At 69.6% G+C, this 23,889-nt stretch carries 22 protein-coding genes and 1 pseudogene; 10 read left to right on the top strand and 13 right to left on the bottom strand.

Going from position 1 to position 23,889, the window contains the following annotated elements:
- Positions 1-40: 40 nt before the first annotated feature.
- Positions 41-3,370: a S8 family serine peptidase gene (locus ACFVIM_RS16460; protein ID WP_384301642.1), complete on the bottom strand. Its 3,330-nt coding sequence runs from the start codon at positions 3,368-3,370 to the stop codon at positions 41-43.
- A gap of 587 nt (positions 3,371-3,957) precedes the next feature.
- Between ACFVIM_RS16460 and ACFVIM_RS16455 the strand changes: the two genes are divergently transcribed.
- Positions 3,958-5,133, top strand: coding sequence for a serine hydrolase domain-containing protein (locus tag ACFVIM_RS16455; RefSeq protein ID WP_384301640.1), 1,176 nt, complete (start codon positions 3,958-3,960; stop codon positions 5,131-5,133).
- A gap of 207 nt (positions 5,134-5,340) precedes the next feature.
- On the opposite strand, the gene ACFVIM_RS16450 is transcribed toward ACFVIM_RS16455, so the two are convergent.
- From ACFVIM_RS16450 to ACFVIM_RS16440, 3 genes are all read right to left on the bottom strand, one after another.
- Positions 5,341-6,243: a DUF4365 domain-containing protein gene (locus tag ACFVIM_RS16450; protein ID WP_384301639.1), complete on the bottom strand. Its 903-nt coding sequence runs from the start codon at positions 6,241-6,243 to the stop codon at positions 5,341-5,343.
- Between the two features lie 250 nt (positions 6,244-6,493).
- Entirely contained in the window at positions 6,494-6,895 is a 402-nt protein-coding gene (locus ACFVIM_RS16445) for a DNA-binding protein (protein ID WP_384301638.1), read from the bottom strand.
- Positions 6,892-7,140, bottom strand: coding sequence for a hypothetical protein (locus tag ACFVIM_RS16440; protein WP_384301636.1), 249 nt, complete (start codon positions 7,138-7,140; stop codon positions 6,892-6,894). The genes ACFVIM_RS16445 and ACFVIM_RS16440 overlap by 4 nt, the downstream gene beginning before the upstream one ends.
- Positions 7,141-7,432: 292 nt before the next feature.
- Here ACFVIM_RS16440 and ACFVIM_RS16435 point away from each other — a divergent pair, with 292 nt between their 5' ends.
- Positions 7,433-8,596 carry a serine hydrolase domain-containing protein gene (locus ACFVIM_RS16435; protein ID WP_384301635.1) on the top strand — a complete coding sequence of 388 codons (1,164 nt, stop codon included), beginning with the start codon at positions 7,433-7,435 and terminating at the stop codon, positions 8,594-8,596.
- A gap of 50 nt (positions 8,597-8,646) precedes the next feature.
- Here the strand turns inward: ACFVIM_RS16435 and ACFVIM_RS16430 are convergent, their stop codons facing one another.
- From ACFVIM_RS16430 to ACFVIM_RS16395, 8 genes and pseudogenes are all read right to left on the bottom strand, one after another.
- Entirely contained in the window at positions 8,647-9,390 is a 744-nt protein-coding gene (locus ACFVIM_RS16430; RefSeq protein ID WP_384301633.1) for a hypothetical protein, read from the bottom strand.
- Between the two features lie 404 nt (positions 9,391-9,794).
- Entirely contained in the window at positions 9,795-10,253 is a 459-nt protein-coding gene (locus tag ACFVIM_RS16425) for a peptidase inhibitor family I36 protein (RefSeq protein WP_384301632.1), read from the bottom strand.
- A 516-nt stretch (positions 10,254-10,769) separates the two neighbouring features.
- Positions 10,770-13,766, bottom strand: a complete 2,997-nt coding sequence (locus ACFVIM_RS16420) for a tetratricopeptide repeat protein (protein ID WP_384301631.1) — start codon at positions 13,764-13,766, stop codon at positions 10,770-10,772.
- A 101-nt stretch (positions 13,767-13,867) separates the two neighbouring features.
- A pseudogene (locus tag ACFVIM_RS16415) lies at positions 13,868-14,164 on the bottom strand (HD domain-containing protein); the annotation flags it as partial.
- A gap of 204 nt (positions 14,165-14,368) precedes the next feature.
- Positions 14,369-15,532: a cysteine desulfurase family protein gene (locus ACFVIM_RS16410; RefSeq protein ID WP_384301629.1), complete on the bottom strand. Its 1,164-nt coding sequence runs from the start codon at positions 15,530-15,532 to the stop codon at positions 14,369-14,371.
- A complete protein-coding gene (locus tag ACFVIM_RS16405; protein ID WP_384301628.1) occupies positions 15,529-16,473 on the bottom strand; it encodes a hypothetical protein in 945 nt (314 codons plus the stop codon). Before ACFVIM_RS16405 ends, ACFVIM_RS16410 begins: the two co-directional genes overlap by 4 nt.
- A gap of 20 nt (positions 16,474-16,493) precedes the next feature.
- On the bottom strand, positions 16,494-17,111 hold the full coding sequence (locus ACFVIM_RS16400; protein WP_384301643.1) for a hypothetical protein: 618 nt from the start codon (positions 17,109-17,111) through the stop codon (positions 16,494-16,496).
- Between the two features lie 5 nt (positions 17,112-17,116).
- Positions 17,117-17,674, bottom strand: coding sequence for a hypothetical protein (locus ACFVIM_RS16395; RefSeq protein ID WP_384301627.1), 558 nt, complete (start codon positions 17,672-17,674; stop codon positions 17,117-17,119).
- 208 nt (positions 17,675-17,882) lie between these two features.
- Between ACFVIM_RS16395 and ACFVIM_RS16390 the strand changes: the two genes are divergently transcribed.
- Complete coding sequence (locus tag ACFVIM_RS16390; RefSeq protein ID WP_384301625.1) at positions 17,883-18,950, top strand: LysR family transcriptional regulator; 1,068 nt, start codon at positions 17,883-17,885, stop codon at positions 18,948-18,950.
- A 21-nt stretch (positions 18,951-18,971) separates the two neighbouring features.
- Positions 18,972-20,315 carry a methyltransferase domain-containing protein gene (locus ACFVIM_RS16385; protein WP_384301624.1) on the top strand — a complete coding sequence of 448 codons (1,344 nt, stop codon included), beginning with the start codon at positions 18,972-18,974 and terminating at the stop codon, positions 20,313-20,315.
- 121 nt (positions 20,316-20,436) lie between these two features.
- On the opposite strand, the gene ACFVIM_RS16380 is transcribed toward ACFVIM_RS16385, so the two are convergent.
- A complete protein-coding gene (locus ACFVIM_RS16380; RefSeq protein ID WP_384301623.1) occupies positions 20,437-20,763 on the bottom strand; it encodes a hypothetical protein in 327 nt (108 codons plus the stop codon).
- A 438-nt stretch (positions 20,764-21,201) separates the two neighbouring features.
- Here ACFVIM_RS16380 and ACFVIM_RS16375 point away from each other — a divergent pair, with 438 nt between their 5' ends.
- From ACFVIM_RS16375 to ACFVIM_RS16350, 6 genes are all read left to right on the top strand, one after another.
- Positions 21,202-22,455: a helix-turn-helix domain-containing protein gene (locus ACFVIM_RS16375; RefSeq protein WP_384301621.1), complete on the top strand. Its 1,254-nt coding sequence runs from the start codon at positions 21,202-21,204 to the stop codon at positions 22,453-22,455.
- A gap of 136 nt (positions 22,456-22,591) precedes the next feature.
- Complete coding sequence (locus ACFVIM_RS16370) at positions 22,592-22,741, top strand: hypothetical protein (RefSeq protein ID WP_384301619.1); 150 nt, start codon at positions 22,592-22,594, stop codon at positions 22,739-22,741.
- A complete protein-coding gene (locus ACFVIM_RS16365) occupies positions 22,738-22,947 on the top strand; it encodes a hypothetical protein (protein ID WP_384301617.1) in 210 nt (69 codons plus the stop codon). Before ACFVIM_RS16370 ends, ACFVIM_RS16365 begins: the two co-directional genes overlap by 4 nt.
- Positions 22,944-23,396: a hypothetical protein gene (locus ACFVIM_RS16360; protein ID WP_384301616.1), complete on the top strand. Its 453-nt coding sequence runs from the start codon at positions 22,944-22,946 to the stop codon at positions 23,394-23,396. Before ACFVIM_RS16365 ends, ACFVIM_RS16360 begins: the two co-directional genes overlap by 4 nt.
- 2 nt (positions 23,397-23,398) lie before the next feature.
- Positions 23,399-23,614 (top strand): hypothetical protein, encoded by a 216-nt coding sequence (locus tag ACFVIM_RS16355; protein WP_384301615.1) that lies wholly within the window; start codon positions 23,399-23,401, stop codon positions 23,612-23,614.
- Positions 23,611-23,766 (top strand): hypothetical protein, encoded by a 156-nt coding sequence (locus tag ACFVIM_RS16350; protein WP_384301613.1) that lies wholly within the window; start codon positions 23,611-23,613, stop codon positions 23,764-23,766. The genes ACFVIM_RS16355 and ACFVIM_RS16350 overlap by 4 nt, the downstream gene beginning before the upstream one ends.
- The last annotated feature ends 123 nt before the right edge of the window (positions 23,767-23,889 follow it).

The raw sequence follows: 23,889 nt of genomic DNA, 5'->3' as shown, positions 1-23,889 counted from the left end.
GCCCGGGAGGGCACCCACCCCTTTCGGTGGAGCGGGAGGGTTACGGGATGACCTTGGTGATGGCCACGCTGCCCGCGCCCGCGGTGGTGCCGCGCGCGTTCAGGACCCGGACCTCACCGAAGAGCTGACGGCCCTCCGGCGCGAGACCCGCGGCCACGACCTGGCCGGCGACCGTCGCCGACGCGCCCGGAGCCAGCGACACCGGGGTGGCGGAGTCGACCTTCACCTCACCGAGGGTGGAGGAGAAGAAGACATCGCGGTAGTCGAAGTCGGTCGAGCCGTTGGGGAGGGCGTAGCCGTCCACGACGATCCGGTAGGTGCCCGCGGCGGGCTTGTTCAGGGTCACCGACTCCTCGGAGTCGCCGTCGGCGGAGGAGCCGACGACGGCGCTGCCGCGCAGGACGGAGAGGTCCAGGTCGGCGGCGGGGTCGGAGGTGTTGCCGATGACGACGTCGAGGCGCTCGACGCCCTCACCGATGGTGACGGTCCGCTCAAGGATCTTGTTGGACGTGGTCACCTTGGGGCGCTCGACGTTGGCCGAGCCGAGGTTGCCGCCCGCCAGCTTGCCCTCGATCGCGGCGGCCTTGTTGGTCACGGTCCACTCGACCGGGGCGGGGGTGCCGACCTTGGCCTCGGGCAGGGTGCGCACGGCCGGGTCGAACTCGGCGCCGAGCAGCGACACGTCCAGCGTGTACGGGTTGTCCAGCAGCGGCGAGGTACGCCGCGACTCGACCTCGATCTCCCAGACGCCCGGCGTCGGGTTGACGTACGAGCGCAGGTCGGGACGGCAGGTGTTCAGCGGGTGGTTGAAGTTCGGGTAGCAGAAGATGGTGGAGCTGTCCTCCATCTGCGTCCCGTACGGGTGGATGGAGATGAAGCGGGTCTGGCTGTTCGCCGCGAGCCCGCCGAGCGCGACCTCAAGGGTCTTGGTGCCCGGGGGCACGGTCAGGAAGTACGACTTGTGGCTGTTGCGCTGCACCGAGCCGGTGTCGGTGAAGGAGTAGCCCGGCTCACCCAGCGGGGTGGAGACGATGACGGTGGAGAGGATCTGCTTGTCGGTGCCCTCGGTGCGCGGGTCGTCGACCTGGAGGATCCCGCTGTGCACCCCGGCCGTCTTCGGCCGCGCCTGCACGGTGACGGTGACGGGCTGGTTCAGCGGCAGCCGCACCCGGTCGCCGTTCAGCAGCCGGAAGGTGGTGCCGTCGTTGTACTTCCACGACAGGTTGTGCCAGACCGCGCCCTTGGGACCGGTGGTCCGGGTGACGGTGATGTCGTACGTACGGGACGAGCCCGCCTCCAGACCGCCCTCGCGGTCGTACAGGCCGGTACCGAAGCCCGGGGTCTTCAGCGCGAAGTCGATCGCGGTGTCGACGGGGGCCTTGACGGTGTACTCGTGTGCCGTGACGCCGTTGCGGATGGAGTCCCAGGCGTCGATGACGTCGACCATGCCCGAGCCCTGCTCATGCGCCTTCACACCGGGGATCTTGTTCGCGGTGCTGGTCAGCGCGGTGCGCAGGTTGGCCGGGGTGAGGTCGATCTTCCGCTGCTTGGCCGCGGAGAGCAGCAGCGCGCCCGCGCCCGCGGTCTGCGGCGAGGACATCGAGGTGCCCTGGAGCATCGAGTAGCCCGGGGGCAGGGCGTAGCCCGCCTCGGCGACCGGGCCGCCGTTGGACCAGGTCTGGGTGGTGTTGATCGCGGCGCCGGGCGCGGTGATCGTCGGGGTGAAGCCGCCGTCCTCACGCGGGCCGCGCGAGGAGAAGGGGAGCATGGCGTTCTTCTTGGTGACGACCGAGCCGTAGTTGGCGGCCCAGGTGTCCTTGGTGATGGAGGCGCCGACGGAGATCGCCTTGTCGGCGACGCCGGGGTCGCCGATGGTGTTGGTGCCGGGGCCGTCGTTGCCCGCGGAGATCACCAGCTGGACGCCGTAGATGTCGATCAGCCGGTTGTACAGCTCCGCGCGGGCGTTGTTGCCGTCGTTGAGCGCGGGCAGTCCGCCGATGGAGATGTTGACGATGTCGACGTTCCGGTTGATCACCAGGTCCGCCAGGCCCTCGAAGAGCGCGGTGGAGGTGCAGCCGCCGGACCAGTTGCAGGCGCGCGAGGAGACCAGCTTGGCACCGGGCGCGGCACCGTCCATCGCGCCGCCGAAGAGGCCGTTGGCGGCGGTGATACCGGCGACGTGCGAGCCGTGCGCGCCCTCGATGATGCCGATGTTGACGAAGTCGGCGACGGCGCTGACGGTCTCGCGCGGGTTCAGCTTGACGTCCTGGCGGACCTCGATCGTGAACGGGATCCGCTCGGCGACCGGGGTGGCCGGGTTGTCCTTGCCGAAGTAGCCGACCTGGAAGCCGCTCTTGTACGGCTTCATCACCGTGTCGTTGGTGAAGTCGCCGTTGTTGTCGAGGTCGACCCGGACGGTGAGCGTGGTCGGGTCGTACAGCAGGCCCCAGGTGTCGGTGATGTCACCGTCACGGTTGAGGTCGCCGTTCATGTCGCCACCGAGGGTGGCGCGCTCGGCGAAGGTGTTGAAGTTCCAGTTGCCCTTGGGCGCCTTGTAGGTGCGCCCGCCCGCGGTGAAGGAGGGGCCGGTCACCTTGGTCACCATGGGCCGCCAGGTGGCGTCCGGGTCCAGGACCGGGTCGGTCGCCGTCACCCAGTCGACGATCTTGCGCTCGCCGGTGGTGGTCTTCTGGAGCGCCGGGTGGGCGATGTCCACACCGGAGTCCAGGATGCCGATGGTCACCCCGCGGCCGTCGTACTTCGGGTTCTGCTTGACGAAGTCGACCGCGCCCGTCTCGAAGGAGGGGTTGTAGTGGTTCCTGGCGGGCGTGTTCTTGTCCGGCGCGACGGCGGCGACCTTCTTCGCGGTGCGCGCGGCGCCCTTGGACACGCCGGTGCCCGGGGTGGGGTCCTCCCGTACGACCTCGTGCTTGAGGTCGATCGCGCGGACGCTGGAGAGCTTGGTCGCGGCCGTCAGCACGGACTCGGCCTTCGCGGTGGGCACGGTGGCCCGCACATAGCCGAGCTTGTCGTACCGCTGGCCCACGAACGCGCCGTCCACGGCCTCGATCTGGGCGGTGACCTGCTCGGTCGCTCCGGGGGCGGTCGCGACCATGAAGGTGACGGCCTTCTCGCCCTTGGCCTCGGCCTCGGCGAGTCGCTCCTCGTCGGCCGCGCCGAGCTTCTTCGACGCGGACGTCTTGAGCGCGCCGTTCGGGTCGCCGAGCGGAGCGGGGGCGGCGAACGCCGGTACGGCGGCGGTGGCCACCAGCGCGGTCACCATCGACGCGGCGGCCGCGACGCGCATCGCACGTCTGCCCGCCACGGTGCGCCCGGTTATCGAGCGGGGGGAATCGGGGGTCATCAGCATCCCTGTGGGTGAAAGAGACGGTTTCCCTGGTGAGGCTTGATAAAGCGTCAGTCCGGATTTCGGTGCCGGATGACCGCTCAGCCTTTCGTATGGGGAGGGGGTTTGTGGAGGGTTGACGAAGATGTGATGTGCCCATGGCAGTAATCCGCCACCGCGTGCAATGCGCCACGACGGACAAACAGGGAGTAACCGACCGATTGGACGGTGGACTTCGGTCATCGGATGGGTGGGACGCCGTTGCGGAATGGCCGAGAGTGCGCGGTGGCGGGGGAGGCGGGGCAACGTTCGGGGAGGGGGATGGAGTCCCACACGTCACACGGGCCTCTCGGGTCCGTCTGGAGTTCTGGTGGAGTTCCGCTCTCCGCGCGGTCGGGACCGGCGGGGCGCGGGGCGGCGGACGCCCCTCACCCGGCGGGGGCGCCCCTCACCCGACGGGCGCCCCCGGCTCGGCGGGCGCCCCTCGCCCGTTGGGCGGCGCGATTCCGCGTGACGGCGGGCCGTGACGCGATCCGGCGTGACGGCGGGCCACCCGGATCCGGACGGCCGGGACCCGGCCCGACCACCCCACTCCCCAGCGAGGAGACGAGATGTCAGCAGGAACGGTTCGCAGGCCGGCGGGAACGGTTCCCACGCGCCTCACCCTGATGGCGGCGGTCGCCGCGCTCGCCACGGGTGCGCTGGTGGCCCCCGCCGTCGCCGCCCCGGCCCCCACCACCGGCCACGCGGCCACCCAGCGCGCGCTGGAGCGCGCCGTGGCCGAGGGGGTACCGGGCGCCATCGCCCGCGCCCAGGACCGCGACGGCGTCTGGACGGCCACGGTGGGTGTCGGAGACCGCGCGACCGGCGCTCCCCGGACCAAGGACGACCGCTTCCGCGTGGCCTCCATCACCAAGCCGTTCGTGGCGACGGTGCTGCTCCAGCTGGAGGCGGAGCGGCGGCTGGACCTCGATGACACGGTGGAGACATGGCTTCCGGGCGTGGTCCGGGGCAACGGCCATGACGGCCGTCAGATCACCCTCCGCCAGCTCCTCAACCACACCAGCGGCGTCTTCGACTACCTCTTCGACCCGGAACTGATAAAGCTCCGCTTCAGCAGCGAGGCGTTCTTCGCCCACCGGTACGACACCTGGGAGTCCCGCGACGCGGTGGCCGTCGCGATGAAGCACCCACCGTACTTCGCCCCCGGCGCCTCCTGGCGGTACTCCAACACCAACTACCTGCTGGCGGGCCTGGTCATCGAGAAGGCGACCGGCCGCTCCTACGCCTCGGAGATCGAGCGCCGGATCCTGCGCCCGCTGAAACTGCGGGCCACCTCCGTCCCCCGTACGTCCGTGACCGTCCCCGGCCCCTCCGGCCGCGCCTACTCCAGGCTCTCCCCGGACCCCGCCGCCACCACGGTCCACGACGTCACCGAGTTCAACCCGTCCCTGGCCGGTGCCTCCGGGGAGATGATCTCCGACACCAAGGACCTGCACACCTTCCTCACGGCCCTGCTGCGCGGCAAGCTCCTGCCGCGCGAGCAGCTCAACGCGATGACGACCACCGTCCCGGTGCCGGGGGACCCCCGCCGGGGCTATGGCCTGGGCCTCCAGGTCCGCGAACTGAGCTGCGGTACGAAGGTATGGGGCCACTCGGGCGAGATCCTCGGCTCGCTCTCCGGCGCGGTGTCGACCCGCGACGGCTCCCACACCCTGAGCCTGAACTACAACGCGGAGTGGGGCCGCACGGCGGGGCTGGTGGTGGAGGCGGAGTTCTGCGGCTAACGCTGCCGCCGGCCTGACGAAAGGGGCGGGGAGGCTTCTGGAGGGGGCCCTCCGGAGGCCCCCTTCGCCGCGCTTCCGTTCGGGCCCCCGAGGCGGAGCGAGCAGCCGCGGTACGCGCTGGACGTCACCGCGGCGCTCGTCACCTGGTGGGCTCCGGCTGATTCCGCCTCTCACGTGGCGCGCCTGCGCGGAGGCCGGACCACGGGATCACCGCGCGGTCAATTGCCGCGTCCCTTCCGAGGCGAATTGATCGACCAGGAGGAAGGCGCGGCCCAGATCGTTGAGTGTGAGCTCCAGCCGGTAGAAGTCGACCTCGCCCGCGCCGTTCCGGTAGGGATGCAGGACGCCCCAGTCATCGCGATCGTATGGATAGTCGTCATATTCGGCGTCTTCGTAGGTCTCGGCGTGCAGGCTCACCTGTGCCCAGGCGAACAGCTTCGGAACCACTTCGGTGTAATCGGACAGCCCGAGGAAAACGGTCCAGTCGGCGAGTCGCTCAGGATCGTTGCCGTCCTCGTTGTCCACACCCAAGGCGATGGAGCCCCGGCCTGACGACTTGTTGACCCACTCCTCGATGTCGATCACCAGTCGCGTACCCTCGGCCAGCATTCTCATCCAGGGCCGCGCCAGACGCAGGTCGCGAAGGCGCAGCGTATAGGGGTCGCCCTCGGCGGCCCCGCTGAGAGCCGCCGCCGCGCTCCGGTCGAGTATCTGGGTGTCGGGAACCAGCAGCTTCCAGCCCCCTCCAGAGGTTCTGATGAGCGTCTCGCGATGGATGAGCTGCCAATAGCAGCGCTCTTCCTCCGGGTGATAGAGAACTACCACGACGGGCAAGGAGTGATGGGTCCAGTAGCTCACGTGTTCGGCGTCCGGCCGGAACCACCAGCCGCCCGGCCCGTGTTCCCTGAACCAGCTGGGGCCGCTCTTGATCTGCAAGGCGAGCAGTCTGCCTCTGACCTGCTCCCCGTCAACGACTTCGGCGTGCGCGTCGATGCCGTAATCCTCCGTCGGCTGCTCACGGAACAGCCAGCCCAGCTCTTCCTGGATCGCGATGTGTGTACGCGAGACGCCGATGCTGGCCATCGCGGCGGTCGGCTTGCGAAGCATCATGGATCCATCCTGATCCGCCGGTCGCCTCACACAGGTGGTTTTCGGTACGTCCCGGCTTGGGCGGGCCCTGTCGCCCCTGAGAGCGGGACCGCCACTCGGGGAATCGCGGGAGCCATGGATCCCGGGTGCGGGAAGGGCGAGGCTGAGGTGGTCCGCTTTCCCCTCGGAAAGGCCGTCGGCGGCGACGAAGCGTCTGTGGCGGCCCCGTCTGGACGTGCCACGGTCCACCCCCGTGACGTGGGTTGATGGGTCAGAGCGTGACGACCCGAACCTGACTGCCGCACAGTCTGGTCATGTCGTCGCCGTCGGAGGTCAGCAGGGCCACCGGTCCCGGCTGGCGCAGCGCGACCTCGGCCACGGTGGCGTCGATGGCGTATTCGTGCCCATGCGGCCCGGCCTCCTTGAGGAGTTCCGCCGCCGCCTTCGCCGTCTGTTCCGTGACCGGCTCCACCCTGACGCGGGACAGGGCCCAGTTCAGGCGTGGGATGTTGATGCGGGAGTGGCTGACTTCCACGATGGTGTTCGCCCCGATCACCACATCGGCCCCCATGGTGTGAAACACCCGCAGGAGCGCGAGGAACTCACGGTCCTGCGCGACCCAGGCGGACAGCCCTTCCGAGTCCAGGACGATGGTCTCGACGCGCTCGCTCATGCGGCGTCCGCGTCCTTGGCGGAGTCGGCGGCCCCGAAGATCTTCGAGTGGGCCTCGGCCAGTTCCTCGTCGCTGAAACGGCCGTGCTCTTCTTCGTACCGGCGCAGATCGTCCCCCAGGAGCTGGTGTCGGATCTGGCGGGCCACGGCCTCCGCCACGTAGCCGGAGACATTGTCCGTGAGCTTGCGGAGCTCGGCCACCTGATCGCTGGGCAGGGTGACGGTGATACGGGTCGTTGAGGACACAGTGAAAGCATGCTCTGGTATGCGCGAGATTTCCCGCGAGGTCGTCTCCGATGGCAATCCGCCAACGTCCGTCCGCCCCGGACTCGGGGGACCGTGGGCTCACCAGACCGCTGAACAGTGAGATCCCACTCCCGTCGGGCGTTCGGAACACCGTTGCGGAGTGGCCGGAAAACACCCCAATCCGTCCACGGGACTCAACGTTCCGGCCAAGCGGTGGAGTCCCTTCCGGCGTACGCGGCACGGTGATCACTTCGGTCACCCGGGTGCCGGACGACGGGGATGAGGAGTCGCCATGTCAGCCAAGTCAGCAGGACCGGTCCGGGTTCGTGTCACCCTGGCGGCGGCGGTCGCCGCGCTCGCCACGGGTGCGCTGGTGGCCCCCGCCGCCGTCGCCGCCCCGGCCCCGGCCGCCGGGCATACGGCGACCCAGCGGTCGCTGGAGCGCGCGGTGGCCGAGGGCGCGCCGGGTGCCATCGCCCGCGCCCAGGACCGGCACGGTGTCTGGGCGGGCACGGCCGGTGTGGGCGACCGGGAGACCGGCACCCCACGGGCCAAGAACGACCGCTTCCGGATCGGCTCGATCACCAAGACGTTCGTGGCGACGGTGCTGCTCCAGCTGGAGGCGGAGCGGCGGCTGGACCTCGATGACACGGTGGAACGGTGGCTCCCGGGCGTGGTCCGGGGCAACGGCCATGACGGCCGCCGGATCACCGTCCGCCAGCTCCTCAACCACACCAGCGGCGTCTACAACTACTCCGCCGCCCCCGAGATCCAGGAGATGCTCTTCACCGAGCGCTTCCTCCAGCACCGCTATGACACCTGGCAGGCCCGTGACATCGTCGCCGTCGCGATGAAGCACCAGCCGGACTTCGCCCCCGGTACCTCCTGGAAGTACTCCAACACCAACTACAACCTCGCCGGGATGGTCATCGAGAAGGTGACCGGCCGGTCGTACGAGGCGGAGATCGAGCGCCGGATCGTGCGCCCGCTGAAGCTCCGGGCCACCTCCGTACCCTTCACCTCCCCGACCGTCCCGGGCCCCGCCAGCCGTGGCTACTCCAAGCTCTCCCCGGACCCCGCCGCCACCACGGTCCACGACGTCACCGAGTTCAACCCGTCCCTGGCCGGAGCGGGCGGCGGAATGATCTCCGACACCAAGGACCTGCACACCTTCCTCGCCGCCCTGCTGCGCGGCAAGCTCCTGCCCCGCGAGCAGCTCAACGCCATGACGACGACCATCGCCCCGCCCTCGATGCCCGGGATGGCGTACGGGCTCGGCATCATGTCCGCGAAGACCGGCTGCGGCACGGAGGTCTGGGGTCACGCGGGCGGGATCCACGGCTCGGAGTCCATGGCGGTCGCCACCCGCGACGGGCGGCACAGCCTGACCGCCAACCTCAACGGCGACTGGGCGGGGGACACCCGGACCGTCGTGGAAGCGGAGTTCTGCGGCTGACCACAGGGAACCCGTGCCCTGGTCCGCACGCACCAGGGCACGGGCCGCCCTCACCCGGGGGCGATCACCAGCGGGGAGACCGGCGGCCGGTCCTCGGACGCGGCCAGCGCCACCCGGATCACCACCGCCTGCTGCTCCGGTGCCTCCCGCAGCTTCCCCGGCGTCATATGGACGACGGTGATCCCCAGCGCCTCCATCCGCTCCCGTCGCCGGGCGCACCGCCCCCACTGCTCGTCCTCGCCCGCCCCCCGGCGCGGCGCCCGGGTGTCCAGCTCCACCGCGACCCCCTGCGCCTCCCAGTACGCGTCCACCCGCCCCACCAGCGGGCCCCCGGGTACCCGCAACTCCACGTCCCAGAACGGCTCGGGCAGCCCCTCCGCCCGTACGACCTCGTACAGCGCCCGCTCCGCCCGCGCCCGCCCCTCCGCGAGTACCCCGTCCACGGCCTCCGCCATCCCGGGCCGGTCCAGCAGCCGCGCCCGGCTCAGCGCGGCGATGACCTCGGACGGCTCGCAGTGTCCGTTCCGTACCGCCGCCGTCAGCAACTTCCGTACGATCGCCGGATCCCCGATCCTCCCCACCGCCTCGGCGAGCCCCCGGGCCGTCACCACCACCTCGCGGCGCCGGGACCGCCGCGCCCCGGGCAACAGGGCGTCGATCCGGTCGAACCCGGGGAGTGAGGGCGCGGAGGAGAGGTGCCGCAGGGCGAGCGCGGCGAGACCGGTGATCACGGCCCCGTGGGGCAGGAGCCGCTGGAGCTGGGCGGTGGTGCTGCTGACTACGCGTTGTTGCATGCCGACCGATCTGCCCAACCCGAGGGGTGCGGCACACCTTTCGGCGGGCGAAACCCCCGGTGGGTGGGGGTTTCCGGTACTCCGCCTGGAAGGTGGGCACGTCATCCGTTCATCGACGTGTGTGCTGAGCGCACCGCGATCGCGGAGCGCGGAGCCAGCGAAGCCTCCGGCGTCAGCCTGACGCGTGCGAGCGGCAGGCCGAGCGGCGGAGGCTTCGTGGGGCCGGGACCGGGGTGGAGTGGTCCAACGGCCGGTCGGTGCGGCGGAACAGGGGAGGCCCACGGGAAGGGGTCGCGGGCTCATGGCCGCCGCACCGGTCCCCGTACCGGGAGAGCCGGGGCGGGGGGTGTCCGGGTCGTCAGTGCGCGGATCCGGACGGATTCATCAGAGGAACGTCCGGACGGTCACAGGGTCCAGTTCCAGGCGTAGATGCGGTTCGGGTTGACGTCGGCGAACGCGTAGCCGGGGCTGAGGACGCCGATCTGCCAGACGCCGAAGCAGGCGCCGCCCCGGTACATGGCCATGTTCCCGTTGGTCCGGTTGTAGGCGCTGCGGGGCGCGGCGGCCCCCGACGCCTGGGCGTTCTGGCACTGCAGACCGTTGGAGGGCTTGTTCATGTACCAGCCCGCGCCGGAGTAGTTCGCTCCCTCCCAGAAACACATCTTCCCGTCCGGACACTGCTCCGGCCCCCGCGCCCCGCCCGGCAGGGCGACGGCACCGGCGGGCAGCGCGGGCGCGGTGGCCGTGGCCGGGGCGTCGGTCCCGGCCGGGGCGGACTGGGCCGGGGCGGCGGTCGCGCCGAGGGTCAGGACGGCGGCGCCGACGGCGCTCGCGAGGGCCGTGAAGGCCCTCGTCCTCGACATGCGGTTCATGGTGCACTCCTTCACATTCCACACACGGGGAACACGTCCGTGCGGTGGTGGATGGCCCGCCCGATGGCGGGTCGTCCAGAGCACACCAGGCGCCACGCCACGCCGAAAGTCCCCGACCGTGCGAATCACTCCTGAGGGTTACAAAATGCGCTTGTATGACGATGTCGAGGATATGGAAAATGCGCCTGACCGGGGGGAATAGCCTTCGGATCAGAGGTTGTCGTCCTTGGGTGTCAATGCTTCGCATCCGGACATCACTCCTCTGGGACGGCTGGTCGATCCCCGGCGCCCGAGGGCTCCTTGACGCATGGCGCCCGATCGGTTAACCGGATGGGTACGGCATGTCGCGTCCGCGCAACCCCTGCCGGGTGGAGGTTTGCGGCGGTGTGCGTGGACGGCGCACACGTCATCCGCCCATCGGGTTCCGCGCTCGGCGCGCCCCGGGCGCGCCGCTCACACCGGGCGCGCCGCTCACACCGGGCGCGCCGCTCACACCGGGCGCGCCGCTCACACCGGGCGCGGATGAGCCGGATGCCCGGTGACCAACCGGTGGCAGCGCAGGGCGCGCCGCGCCAGCGGGCTGTTGTCCAGGGCGGCCAGCTCCGCCAGGACGGCGGGCGTCTCCCAGACGACGTCCTCGTCCGGTTCACCGGCGTAGAAGCGGTCGACGGCCTCCTCAAGCGGCAGGCCCTCGGGTTCGAGCAGCAGGACGCGAAGGAGCGCCGCGAGCGGCGCGTTGACGTCGGCCGGCGTCGACACCGTGCCGGTGAGGAACTCCGTCCACCGTGCGGCGCAGGCGTCGAACCCGGACTCGACCGTATCGAGCAGCAGCAGGTCGAGGAGGAGTCCGGACGTGTCCCCCTCCGCCGCGCCGACCCGTTCGAAGTCCTCACGCGCGAGCCCGAACCGCCGCGTCTGCCGGTGTGCGACACCCCGGTAGTACCGGGCCATCACCTCATGGGGGTCGAGCGCCAGCGCGGCGGTGAAGTCGGTGATGGCGTCGTCAGGCCGCCCGGCCAGCCGGTGCGCCTCGCCCCGGGAGAAGAGGGCCCAGCCGTAGTCGGGGCGCAGCTCCAGGCAGGCCGTCAGATCGGCGACGGCCTCGTCGTAGCGCCCCATCTGCGCCAGGGCCTGTCCTCGGGAGCCGAGGGCCCAGACGTTCTCCACGGGGCGGCCGATGGCGGTGGTGAAGTCGGTGATGGCCTGGTCGTACCGGCCCGCCAGCCGGTGTGCCTCGCCGCGCTCCGCCAGGGCCCAGGTGAAACCGGGACTGATGTCGACGGCGGCGGTGAGGTCGGCGATGGCCTGGTCGTAGTCGCCGTTCTGGCGGTGTGCCTGTCCTCGGGAGGCGAGGGCCCAGGCGTACTCGGGTTTGAGGCCGATGGCGGTGGTGAAGTCGGTGATGGCCTGGTCGTACCGGCCCGCCAGCCGGTGTGTCTCGCCGCGCCCGGCCACGGCCCAGGCGTAGCCGGGATTGAGGTCGACGGCGGCGGTGAGGTCGGCGATGGCCTGGTCGTAGTCGCCGTTCTGGCGGTGTGCCTGTCCTCGGGAGGCGAGGGCCCAGGCGTCGTCGGGGCGCAGCTCCAGGGCGGCGGTCAGATCGGTGATGGCCTCGTCGTACCGGTCCGCGCGCCGATGCGCCTCCCCTCGGGCGGCGAGGGCGTTGGCCTGGTCGGGGTCGATGCCGAGGGCGGTGGTGAAGTCCGTGATCGCCTCGTCCAGGTGGCCCAGCCAGCGGTGCACTTCACCCCGGTAGGTCCGGGCGTCGGCGTTGTCCGGATCGAGGGCGACGGCCCGGTCCAGCTCGGCGAGCGCCTCCTCGTCGTCCTCCCCGTCGTAGAGGTGCCAGCCCCGCTCGGCGTGGGCGCGGGCGCGGGCGGTGGGGCTCAGGGCGCCATGGGTGAGGAGCGCCGTCAGGGCGCCCAGGACGGGTCCGTCCCCACCCGAAAGGGCCGTACGGAGCCGGTCCGCCCAGCCCTGGAGATCCGCGTCAGCGGTGTCACGCGCCGCCTGGTCCAGCATGTCGGTCCACTGGCGCAGGGCGGCGAAGCCCTGCCCGGCGGCCCACACCGCCCCTTCCAGCGCGGCGGGCAGCTCGGCCGCCGGGTGGGCGCAGAGCCGGTGGTACGTCTCGTCGGCCCGATGGCGGCGCCACCGCGCGTCGTCCCACCGCCGCCGTGGCGGAAGCGTCCCCGCGATGGTGGCACGCCAGGCGGCGTGGCCCTCGGCGAGAGCGAGATGGGCGGCGGCCCACCCCTGGGGTGAGTGGGCGCGCCGCTGGCGGACCATGCTCGCCCGCACCACCGGGTGGTACCGCTTGAAGTCACCGTGCCCGGTGACGAAGGGCTGCCCGCAGAGCCACTCCCACAGCCCCCCGGCCTCCGGGGGCGCGGCGGCGGTGAAGATGTCCGCGTTGAGCTGCGGCGCGAGCGCGCAGGCCAGGACGGTGGCGCGCTGGACCGGGTCGGTGATCCACTGCACGAACCGTTCGACGGCGGTGTCGACCAAGTCCCCGTCGGCACCGACGGCCACGGCCGTGCCGGGCTGGGCGAGCGCCAGCAGGGCGACGAGCAGCGGCAGCCCCATCGACAGCCGCAGCACCGCCTCGGTGACCTCCGGATCGGTGATGCCCCGGGCCGCCAGCAGCGCACGGGTCTCGGCCTCGGTGAACACCTCCAGCGGCACATCCGTCACATACGGCTGGAACGGGGCCCACGCGCGCTCGTCCAGCGCGTCCCGCCCGGCCAGGACGACGATCACATTGGTGGGGAACGGCCCGAACCCGTCCTGGAGGAGCGTCCGCAGCCAGGCGTCCAGGGAACGGCTGGTCTGCTCCCAGGTGTCGAAGAAGAGGACGACCCACGGATGGCGCTCGCCGAGCCGGGCGAGTTCCGCCACGAAGGCCCGGCTGACACCCCCGGTGTCCGCGCCCCGGCCCCGCCGGGTGCGCGCGCCCGACCGGAGCCGGTCCAGACCCTGGGCGGCGGCGTCGGGGCTGGCCATCGCGGTGGCCACCCCCACGGCCGGTATCAGGGACGCGGCGCCGAGGGCGGCCTGGGCGACGACCCGGCTGGACATCGACGGCGCCATGTCCTGCGGGACATCGCCGGGCAGGGGCTCGGTGGCGGCCTCCAGATCGCGCTGGTACTGCTCGGCCGCGCGGTCGAACTCCTTCAGCGGCCCGGCGTGCGCGGCGAGCTGGCGGATCAGCTCCGCCATCGCGGGCAGCACCCCGTGCGCGTCGCTCTCGTCCACGACGGCGGTCAGCGCGCCCGCCCGCCGCGCGCTCTCCCGCCACTGCCGCAGCAGCGTCGACTTGCCGACCCCGCCGACCCCACGGACATGGAACAGGAACTCCGCCGGATGCTCCTCCGCGTCGGGATCCCGGGCCAGATTGTCCGCGAACAACGACAACTGCTCCCGCCGCCCCACGAACTGCGCCCGCGCCCGCCGCCGCATCATCTCCCCCCGCGACCGCCCGTCCCGCCCCGCCCGCTTGGCCATCCCCGTCCACCCCCGTCATCGCCGTGCCGCTGGCCGTGGCTGACGCTAGCGTCCCGTGTCGTCGGTACGGAGGGGAGGGGCGCTCTCTCCTGGGGGGCGCCTCACGGCAGATAGGTCTGCTGCCACTCCACGGACGTCATGCTCAGCGCCGCCTCGGCGAGCTCCTGCGCGGACGCCGTCTTCAGGTGCGTCAGGCTGGAGTCGATCCAGCCCTGAACGTTCGAGCACCCCTGCTCCCGGTACTCCACCGCCTGGAGCAGACACTCCAACTTGTCGGCGTCATGGGCGCAGACCACTTCGAGGGAGTCCCCCCGCTCGTACTCCTCCACGATCCGCTGAGCCCCGGCGCGCACTGCCGGGTGGGCGGCGGAGACCTGGTCAGCGGTGACCTTCTGCGAAGGCGGCATGAGAGGGGGCATGGGGGCTGACTCTTTCCTGGGTGCCCTGACGATGCCGGGCGATCAGGTCGAGGCAGTGATGGGCGCGGATGCGCCGCCGAGTGCGAGCACAGAGGATGTAAGTCATCCCATCTCAGGAGAGTGAGGCCGCCCGGCCAGACTCAGGAGATCTATTCGCGTGGGCAGCCTGATTCGGGTCGCGGGTTAAGCCGCGCTGGTGGGATCAGGCGTCAGGGCGTGGGTGGTGCGGGTGATGAGGTCGGCGGCATGGTCGATGTCGGCCCTCGTGGTGGTGCGGCCGATGCTGAGCCGGAGGGTCGCTCGGGCCTGATCACGGGTGAGGCCGATCGCGGTGAGGACGTGGGAGGGTTCGCCGCTTCCGGTGTTGCACGCCGAGCCTGTGGAGGCGGCGATGCCGGTGAGTCGGTTGAGGAGGTCCGTGGCCTCGATGCCGGGGAGAGTCAGGCTGAGGTTTCCGGGCAGTCGTCGGATCGGGTGACCGTTCACGGTGGTGCCTGGGATCGAGGTGAGGAGGTGGTCTTGGAGCCGGTCACGCAGGGCTCGGATGCGGGTCGGTGGCGGGATGGCGTCGCTGGTGATGAGGTGGGCCGCTGAACCGAAGCCGACGATGGCAGGTACGTTGGGGGTACCGGCCCGCAGGCCCCGTTCTTGTCCGCCGCCGGTCTGTTGGGCAGTGATGCGTGTACCAGCTCGGATGTAGAGGGCTCCGATGCCCTTGGGGCCGTGGAGTTTGTGGGCGGACAGAGACGCGAGGTCGACTCTGAGTTCGGCGACATCAAGGAGTCCGCAGTCGGCGCTCTGGGCAGCGTCGGTGTGCAGGGCGATGCCACGTGGGGCCGTGATCTCAGCGATGGCCGCAAGCCGTTGCAGAGTGCCGATCTCGTTGTTGGAGTGCATCACTGAGACGAGAACAGTGTTCGCGGTGAGGGCGGCGGCGACCTCGGCGGGGTCGACGCGACCGTACCCATCGACGCCGACGCGAGTGAGGCTGTAGCCGTGGTGGTCGACAAGCCGTTGGCAGGCAGCGAGGACGGACTTGTGTTCGATCACAGTGGTGACGATGTGCCCGCCTGTGGGGCGGGCTGCCAGGGCGACACCGACGATCGCGAGGTGGTTGGCCTCGGTAGCCCCGGAGGTGAAGACGATCTCCAGCTCGCTCTTGGCGCCGACCAGGTCCCTGACTTGCCCGCGCGCGGCGCGGATTGCCCGCGCGGCGGTGCGTCCGTAGATGTGCGAGCTTGAGGGGTTGCCGTGCTCACTGATGAGGAACGGCAGCATCGCCTCCAGAACGCCCTTGGCGAGCGGGGTCGTGGCCTGGTGATCAAGGTAGATCGGTGGAGTACTCATGCGGTCCGCTTCTCAGGTCGGGCAGCGGCCGGTGCCGTCGCGGCGTACTTGTGTACGCCATCAACCAGGTCCCAATAGGTGGTGCGGGGTTCCGCGAAGACGGAGAACGCTGAGGCCAGGCAATGCCAGTTCCGGTTCGGCTGGGACCGGGCGAGAGAGAAGGCGTCCTCGAACAGCTGGCGGGCGCGTCTGGCCAGGGCTGCGCGGGTCGGCTGCGGTCCGAACAGGTGCAGGTATCCGCGTTGTCGTAGCCAGATTTCGGCATGCTCAGAGCCAACTTCGCCGTTGAGGTGGCCGCCGTCGGTGAGGGTCTGGGAGGCGAGTCGTTCAAGGCGGCGGGTGCGGCGGATGTCCTCGCCACCAGGGCATTGATCCCCGGTGAACTTCCACTCGTGCCAGCGGGGTGGCTGATAGTGGGTGAAGTCGACATCGTCGAGGTGAGCAGTGACCTGCGGCGGAATGTGCCCGCGTGTCAGGTCCGCGACGTCGTAGCCGGGTCCAAGGGCTTCCAGGGTCAGTGAACCGAGGCGGCCGGGGCCGGGCCGCTCCATGCGGACCAGGACGGTGAGGCGGTTGGTGAAGCGATTGGTGGGCTCTGCGAGGATCACTGCCCGTCCGTCGGAAAGCAGCCTGGCTGCCCGGGGGCCGATCTCCTCAGTGGGGAAAGTGTTGCCGCCGCGGTAGTACTGCGCCTTCTCCACCCCGCCGTCCGAGCGGATCATCAGCGTCCTGGCGCTGATGGCGGTGGCCAGCGCGTGGGCGGCGGCACGCAGGGTAGCCGCGCTGTCGCAGGGCCGAACAAGGCATGCGTTGAGCACGGGAAGTCTCAGCGAATGCAGCAGGGCCATCGTCTGCCACTTCGGCCAACGTCGGTCCTTGGCCGCCGCTTCTAGTTCGGCGGCGGTCAGTGCGTGTAACGGACGGGGAAGGTATGTCGTCATCGCAGCGTTCCCCTCTTGACTCAGGCAGCGTCCGTGAGGTTCAGGTCGGCGGAGAGTTCGGCGAACGTGCGGTCGTGATTCTCGGTAAAGGGGTGGTCGCGCCAGTCGTAGAGATCGCGGATGCCGAGCTGGTCCGCGCAGACCCGGCGTACGAACTGGCGGGCGAAGCCGGCAGAGGGCCAGCAGTAGTGCTCACCGGGCCTCGGTGAGAGATAGAGGTAAGAGCCTTCCGCGGCAGCAGGGAGGTCGGCCATGGAGGTGAGCTGCAGGCCGTGGCTGCCGGTCTCCTCGTAGGCGGCGGTGATCTGGTCCGGGTCAGGGACGGGGATCAGGTGCAGGTGGCAGTGGTCGCAGCAGGAGGCACCCATCTCGCAGTCGCGCGGGCCGTGTTCGGCCAGGATCGCTGACCCGTAGCGTGCCTGGATCAGCGTGCGCATCTGCTCGACCTCCTCGGCGACCCGGGCGAGGTCGGTGGTAGTGAGGTCGGCGGCGGAGTCTAGGTGGCGCAGCGGCATGAACAGGCAGTAGCCCGGTGTGAGGGCCCCGATGGTCGGCAGCAGCACCCAGCCGCCGGTAGTACTGGTGATGATCCGGGTCGTGCTCCCTGCGGCGAACTCGGTGCAGAACTGGCAGTCCATCACGATCACCTCTGAATCGTTTTGGTGGGGAACTCATCGGCGTATCGGCTCTTCAGGTCGGACTCGCGGCCGTAGAAGGCGTGAGGTGCGGCATCTCCTGAGCGAGGGCCGTCCAGGGCGAAGACGAGTAGACGTCCCAGTGGCATGCCGTGGTGCAGTCGCAGGACGGCGGGGCCGGTGTTGACCATCTCCAGCGTCAGGTGCCCGTGCCAGCCTGGTAATACGAACGGGCTGGTGACGTGGATGGCCAGGCCAACGCGGGCCAAATGGCTCAGCCCGCCGATCAAGCCCATCACTCCGGCGCCGAGCCGCAGCGGCCGTTCAACTGAAGCCAGCAGCACCTCGCCGGGGTTCATCTCGTAGCTCGTCCAGTCGGATATTGGCTCGCCGTAGAGGCCGTCGATGCTCGACTGGTCGGCTAAGTCGATTACCTGCGTGCTCGTACCAGTCAGTGGCTGCAGCGGCGAGCCGAGCGTCAACAGCAGTGCGTCATTGCGGAATGGCCCGGACCACTCCAGAGCATCGTGCCTGATCAGCCAGTTGATTGACGCGGCTGAGAGCATGACTCACCCCCGGGTGCGGATCGAGCTGTGGCCATCGCCTTTCGGATCGAAGGCGGCTGCTGAAATGTTCCCCGAGACAGTCCGCGATACCCCTATGTCCGACTGGACATTTAAAGGTTTTCTTGGGGTGAAATGCGGTGCAGTTCAGTTCTGCTGACCGTGCGGACAGTGCAAGCTGGGTTGGGCCGTTTGAGGGAGGGATGTCGTCGTGCCGTCGTTACCGTCCGGGCCGTTGAAGGTGCCGGGGCCGGAGGGGTTCCGCGCTGATCTGATCTCGTGTTCCCCGGACCTCTTGGATCTGACCTGGGACCAGCTTCGGACGCTGATCGTGGTGCGAGAGGCGGGAACCGCGCTGGCCGCGGCGAGGGTGCTGGGGCGGGAGCAATCCAGCGTCCAGAAGCAACTCGATATTCTCAACCGGAATTTTCTGTCCCTGGTCGGCGAAGTACTGGTTGTCAAGCAGGGGCGCGGCAGGGACTTCCTGTTCACCCCGACCGGGCTGGAGGTCGTCGAGCGGGCGCGAGCGACCTTCGCGGACTGGCTGCAAGGCATTGCCGACTCCCGCCGTCGGCTCGGAGCGACGCTGACAGTGGGGACGACTGAGTTCACCCTCGGCTTCGTGGGCCGCGTGTGGGAGCGGGTCGCCCCGCAGCTGCTGGAGCGGGAGGTCGAGCTGAAGGTTGTGCATGTGCGGACCCGCGACTTCTGGAAGCGCCTGGACTCCAACCAGGTCGACCTGCTGTGCGGCGGGCTCGCGGCCGACGCCTCCGCCGACCGGGTCGCCCCCGAGTATGACTTCCTTGAATGGCATCGCGAGGGCCTGGCCCTGCTGACGAACCTGCCGGTGCGTGAGCTCGCGGCTAGGACCGTCGGTGTGGAAAGGCTGAGAAGTCTGCCGCTGGTGATCCCCTCACGCGGAGTGATCACCGACTTCGTCGAGCGCTGGTATGGGCCCGACTTCCGCTCGCAGCTGCAGATCGTTGCCGAGATCGACGACATCTACTACGGACTCGCTTTGCTGCGGTCCCACATGACCTATGGATGCATGCTGTGTGCTCGCTCCATCGGCGAGGCCGCCGTCGACGGGCGGCTACCCACCGGTGAGGACTTCCGGCTCGTCGACTTCGCCGACGACTTCGACCCCATGCTCCAGCTGGTATCCGGCGTCTTCGCTCGCAAGGGGGAACGCGAGACGTATGACGCCTCTCACCCGCTGAACATCCTGTGGGACGCCTTCCGCGACGAAGCCGCGTCCGGAAGACCCCTGCCTCTGTAGTTTCCGTTCTGGAGGAGCCTCGTGCTGCTGGCCTCGGTCAACCTCAACAAGCGTCTCGGCGCCACCGGTGCCCGTTCGAACCTCGCTGTCTGGCTCCGTGAGCACGGCGTCAGAGTGTTGGTTGCGCAAGAGCCGTTCAAGCCAACCGACCGGACTCCGCCGATCCTGAACGGCTTCGTGTTCGTCGGCGGGGACGGCCATCTGGCCGTCTGGGTCAGCGAGGACCTCGCCCCGCCGACCGTTTCGGTCTCCGCCCCCTGGGTTCAACGGGTTGAGCTGGAGTGGCTTCTCATTCTCCAGGTGCATCTCGACGCCTACGGTGGTGCCACTCGGGTCGCCCAACTGACCGAACTCGCTGCGATGGCGTTCGCAGAGGAGGGGCGTCCGCTGCTGGTCTGCGGGGACTTCAACCTCGCTCCCCGCCCTGCGGACGGCCTGTTCGGTGAAGAACCCAGCGCCTTCACCACCGAGGCGGAACGGCAGGCTCTGCACCAGCTCAAGCTGGTCGCGGGCCTGATCGACACCACCGCCAACGAGGTGCCTCCCGTCTTCACCTTCGAACGGAGCTTCAACGGTAAGCCCAGCCGCTTCCGCTGCGACCTCGCGCTGCTCAGCGACCATCTGGCAGCGACGACCGCCGTTACTGTGGATGCCTCGGTGCGAAGCGGCCCAGCGGCCTTCACCGACCACTCCGCGCTGCTGATCGACCTGCCCCTCTCCCCTCAGACGGCTGAGCCGGACGACGTGCTCTTCACACTGCGCGAGCTGACTGGCGTCGGCCCCGCCGCCGCCCCGTTCACGCATGAGCACCAGCCCCATAAGACCGCGATGAGCCGCCAGATGCCCTCCCCGGCCTCCAGGACCGTGACCGAGTACATAGCCGGTCCGTTCGGCCTCCACAGCGTCTTGGACCACGGCTGCGGTCGCGGCGCCGACGTTGCCCACTATCGTTCGGCGGGTCTTGACGCCGAGGGCTTCGACCCGCACGACGACTTCGGCTGGCCCCGTCCCGAACGGTCCGGGTTTGACCTGGTCACCTCAGTGTTCGTCCTCAACGTGCTCGCCGATCCCTGGCAGCGGATCCAGGCCCTCAAGGACGCGGCGTCCTTCGCCCGCCCTGGCGGGTATGTCGTGGTGGTCACCCGTTCTCCCGAGGAGATCACCAAGGCTGCCGCAGCTGGCGGCTGGAGAAGCCATCACGACGGATTCTGGTCCAATCGGTCCAAAGGGACCTTCCAGCGGGGTATCTCCCCGAGCGAGATCAGCGCCCTTGCCCGCCGGGCCGGACTGCAGTCGGCCGAAGGCGCTCCGGTGCTTCCGCTGCCCGGGGGCTGCCATGCCGTTCTGACCAAGCCGACGGCGTAAGACGTACGGGTGAGCGTCCCCGGTCGGCTGTGGCTTGGCGCAAGAAGCCACTTACCAACGATCGCACCCGGTCACATGGGCAGTTGTACAAGAAGCCCCGTACGAATTCTCCCCGATGCAGTCAGTCGTTTCCGGTCCAGACGATCCGGCCCGCGAAGCCGCCCCGCTTATTCGCCTTGTCCTCGCGGATCTTCTCCAACTGGTGCGTGTCGATGCCCAGGTCCGCGGCAATCGCGTGTACGACCTCCAGAACATCCGCGAGTTCCTCCGGCGCCTTGGCATCGTCGGCCGCCAGAAACTCGGCGATCTCCTCGCCGAGCTTGTCCCGCAGGCGGTTGCGGTACTCCTCCGGTCCTGCGATATATGTGACGGGATCGGACCCGTTCTCACGGATGATCTGCGGAATGCGATCCCGCACCAACTTGCCGTACTCGTCGTTGCGGTACACCGGCTGTTCTCCCGCACCCGTCAGTGGAGGCAGGCCCCGATGGCCACCCCTTCATGCCGAGGCAGCCTAGGTAAACCGCCTCACCACTCGCCACGGGAAACGCCATTCACACCCGTTGGGATCCAGGATGGCTCAGAACCGGCGCTCACCGGACGGTCGTGGAGGGTTGCCCCTGTCGGCGGAGGCCACTTGGTACGGGGGAGTCAGAGTGAGGCGAGGATACAAGAGGGGGATGAGGGCGGCGGCGCGAGTCAGCGCTGGGGCTGGGGACTACCTGATCAAGTTAAGTAGCTCAGGGGTGTGAGGCGGCGACTTGCCGTGTGGGGTCTCACATGACCCGGGTGGCCTCGGGCAGGGCAACCGTTCATCAAGGTGCGCGCAGGGCGCACAGGGTCTGGGTACCGTGGCGGTACCGAGACTCAGAACGGAGTGCCGACCATGGCCGAGTCATCTGAGCGGTTCATCGGGGCCCGGATCGCCGAACTACGCAAACGCCGTGGACTCACCCAGCAGGGTCTGGCGATGCGGGCCAACATCTCGATGTCGTTGCTGTCGAAAGTGGAGGTCGGTCAGAAACCGGCTTCCCCGGAATTCGTGGCCGCGTGCGCGAGAGCGCTGAGCGTTCCGCCCGCCGACCTGCTGGGCCAGCCGTACCTCAACGAGCTGCGCAAAGACCATACGGACCGGGTGATACAGCCCATCCGGGAGGTGCTGAACTTCCACAATCTGGGACATGATCCGGTGGTGCGGCCCAGATCGCTGGAAGAGCTCTCCGCCGAGCGGGACCGTATCTGTCAGCCCATCCAGGCCACGGACAACCGCACTGCTGCGGTGGACCTGCCCGCCCTGATGAGCGAAGTGATAGCCATCGCACATGAGTCGGATGAATCGCGTGCGTGGGCCGTGCTGGTGATGCTGGACTGGGTGGCGTACAGCATCGCGTCGCGCTACGGATTCCATGACCTCTCCGTCATCGCGGTGAATCGCGCTGAGTACGCGGCGGCTCGGTCCGGTGATCCAATGCTGTCGGCGATGGTGAAGTACCTGGCCGCAACCGCCTGTATGCGGGCTGGTGAGTTCCGTACTGGGTTACGGTTCCGAGCGCTAGGCGAAGGTGATCTTGAATATGCAGAGGTAGGGCTCGAGCGTGAGGCGACACTGGGACAGATCCATCTGATCGCAGGGTTGCTGGAGGCGCGGACAGGGAACGCGGAAGCGGCGGAGGAGCACTTCCGAGACGCCTCTTCACTTGCGGTCCGGACAGGGGAGGCCATCCCCGCGCGTTGGCTTGGGTCCACGGCGTTCGAAGAGCCGTCGCGCGGGGCGATCGGACACCGAGACCGAGGTATCCATTGGTTCGCCTTTGGCCCAACCAACTTGGCCGCGTACAGGATCGCGGCTTTCGCGGACCGGAACCAGCACGCGGAGGCGCTCAAGGTAGGCGAGTCTCTGAACGTTTCGGATCAGTGGCCGTCCAACAGAATGGCCTACGTCCATATGGACATGGCCCGTTCCTACCTCTGGACGGGCAGGAACGAGGAGGCATTCGACCGTCTGCTGAAGGCGCAGAAGAACGCGCCCGAGCAGACCCGTTTCCACCCTCAGGTCCGTGAGGTCATCGTCCAGCTCCGTAAGCGGGAGCGCTCGCGCGGCGGCAGCGTCGCGCACTTCGCGCAGTGGGTCGGCGTCTGACGGGGTAAGCGGAACGGGGTTTTGCAACTGGGGGTGCAAAACCCCGTTTGTCCGTTCCGGCACGGTGATCCGTCGGAAGGTCCCATGGCCGCGCCAGTGGCCCGGGACGGTCGATCCGACGGAAGTTGACACGGATATGGACGATGAATCGGCCCCTGACCACGACGGTCCGGCCGAACCGCCCGACCAGGCCCCCGACGGGCGCCCGCCGGACACCGAGTCCCCCCTCCTGCGCTCGCTGCGCGCACGTGTCCGGGAGTACAACCACCGGCGGTGGGACCGGTGAGGCGGTTATGGGTCTGGCTGACGCTCGCACTCGGGGCCGCCGAGGACCGGCTGGGGCTCGGGTTCGAGCTGCTGCGGCTGCGCTGGGACGCCGAGTGCGTCGATGAGTGGAGCCGGGACCTGGTCGCCGAGGCGCGCCAGGCACGGCAGGAGACTGAGTGGGAGCGGCTGCTCCGGCCCGCGTCTGAGGAGGGCGGGCCCTGGTGAGCGGCGAGCCGACGCCGTACCCCCCGTATCCCTCGTTCCTCTGTTACGTCCTTGTGGAGGGGCCCGTCCACGGCAGCGGGGCCGTGCTGCCCTTCGTCCTCGCCGTCCAGCGGACCGCGACGCCGGATGACGCGCTGCGCTGGCTCCAGCGGCAGGCCCGGTGGGTCGCGGACCGGCTCGACCCGGACCCGGCCGTCTCGCCGTGGGTGGTCCCGGCGATGCGTACGGACCGTGTACCCGTCCCCGACGCCCCGACGGAGATACGGGTGTGGAGCGACGCCCCCGACGAGGAGCGGGCCGCCCGCGCCCGGCTCGACCAGGGCGTCGCCGTCTCGGTCGTCATCCCGGACGGCCCCGACCGCTACACCTTCGCGATCTGTCCGCAGCGGGCGCCCGTACGGCGGCGACCCCGGCCCTTCATCGTCCTCGCCCACTTCCTGAAGAGGTAGCCATGTCCAGCAACAGAGACGCCCGCGCCCGCGTCCTCTCCTCCCGCGAGAGCCTGACGACCCGCTACCGCCATGGCGAGACGCTGAAGTCGCTCGCCGCCGAGTTCGGGGTGAGTGACGCGTGGCTGAAGAAGCAGCTCACGGGGTGGGGGGTGCCGGTGCGCGGGGTGAGGGAGGCGCGGCTCCTGCGGGCGCGGCGAGGGAAGGCGGACGCATGACCGAGGAGCGGAGCACGGGCGCGCCCGACTGCGCCGTCTGCCGGGAACTGACGATCGCGGAGAGCGAGGCCGAGGGGGTGGGGGACCACTCGCGGGCGGTGGACTGCCGGGTGCTGCGGCGGCGGCATGCGAGGGGGCATGAGGGCGGCTGACGTCGCTCCGCCCTTGGCGCGTCCGGAGCCCTAGATGATTGAGTCCGATGTTTGTGCTGGCCGCGACCATGGCGAAGGGCGCCCGTTGGCTTGTGTGTGACGACAAACCTGGACGCCCTTCTG

The sequence above is a fragment of the Streptomyces sp. NPDC057638 genome, assembly GCF_042800315.1.
Lineage (GTDB): Bacteria > Actinomycetota > Actinomycetes > Streptomycetales > Streptomycetaceae > Streptomyces.
Note: the sequence above shows the minus strand (reverse complement) of the source record. Positions and strands in the feature narration are given on the sequence as shown.

What these genes read in the sequence shown, in the direction of transcription:
- ACFVIM_RS16460 (WP_384301642.1), bottom strand. Translation starts at nt 3,370, where the DNA reads ATGCTGATGACCCCCGATTCCCCCCGCTCGATAACCGGGCGCACCGTG.
- ACFVIM_RS16455 (WP_384301640.1), top strand. Translation starts at nt 3,958, where the DNA reads ATGTCAGCAGGAACGGTTCGCAGGCCGGCGGGAACGGTTCCCACGCGC.
- ACFVIM_RS16450 (WP_384301639.1), bottom strand. Translation starts at nt 6,243, where the DNA reads ATGATGCTTCGCAAGCCGACCGCCGCGATGGCCAGCATCGGCGTCTCG.
- ACFVIM_RS16445 (WP_384301638.1), bottom strand. Translation starts at nt 6,895, where the DNA reads ATGAGCGAGCGCGTCGAGACCATCGTCCTGGACTCGGAAGGGCTGTCC.
- ACFVIM_RS16435 (WP_384301635.1), top strand. Translation starts at nt 7,433, where the DNA reads ATGTCAGCCAAGTCAGCAGGACCGGTCCGGGTTCGTGTCACCCTGGCG.
- ACFVIM_RS16430 (WP_384301633.1), bottom strand. Translation starts at nt 9,390, where the DNA reads ATGCAACAACGCGTAGTCAGCAGCACCACCGCCCAGCTCCAGCGGCTC.
- ACFVIM_RS16425 (WP_384301632.1), bottom strand. Translation starts at nt 10,253, where the DNA reads ATGTCGAGGACGAGGGCCTTCACGGCCCTCGCGAGCGCCGTCGGCGCC.
- ACFVIM_RS16420 (WP_384301631.1), bottom strand. Translation starts at nt 13,766, where the DNA reads ATGGCCAAGCGGGCGGGGCGGGACGGGCGGTCGCGGGGGGAGATGATG.
- ACFVIM_RS16410 (WP_384301629.1), bottom strand. Translation starts at nt 15,532, where the DNA reads ATGAGTACTCCACCGATCTACCTTGATCACCAGGCCACGACCCCGCTC.
- ACFVIM_RS16405 (WP_384301628.1), bottom strand. Translation starts at nt 16,473, where the DNA reads ATGACGACATACCTTCCCCGTCCGTTACACGCACTGACCGCCGCCGAA.
- ACFVIM_RS16400 (WP_384301643.1), bottom strand. Translation starts at nt 17,111, where the DNA reads ATGGACTGCCAGTTCTGCACCGAGTTCGCCGCAGGGAGCACGACCCGG.
- ACFVIM_RS16395 (WP_384301627.1), bottom strand. Translation starts at nt 17,674, where the DNA reads ATGCTCTCAGCCGCGTCAATCAACTGGCTGATCAGGCACGATGCTCTG.
- ACFVIM_RS16375 (WP_384301621.1), top strand. Translation starts at nt 21,202, where the DNA reads ATGGCCGAGTCATCTGAGCGGTTCATCGGGGCCCGGATCGCCGAACTA.
- ACFVIM_RS16370 (WP_384301619.1), top strand. Translation starts at nt 22,592, where the DNA reads ATGGACGATGAATCGGCCCCTGACCACGACGGTCCGGCCGAACCGCCC.
- ACFVIM_RS16355 (WP_384301615.1), top strand. Translation starts at nt 23,399, where the DNA reads ATGTCCAGCAACAGAGACGCCCGCGCCCGCGTCCTCTCCTCCCGCGAG.
- ACFVIM_RS16350 (WP_384301613.1), top strand. Translation starts at nt 23,611, where the DNA reads ATGACCGAGGAGCGGAGCACGGGCGCGCCCGACTGCGCCGTCTGCCGG.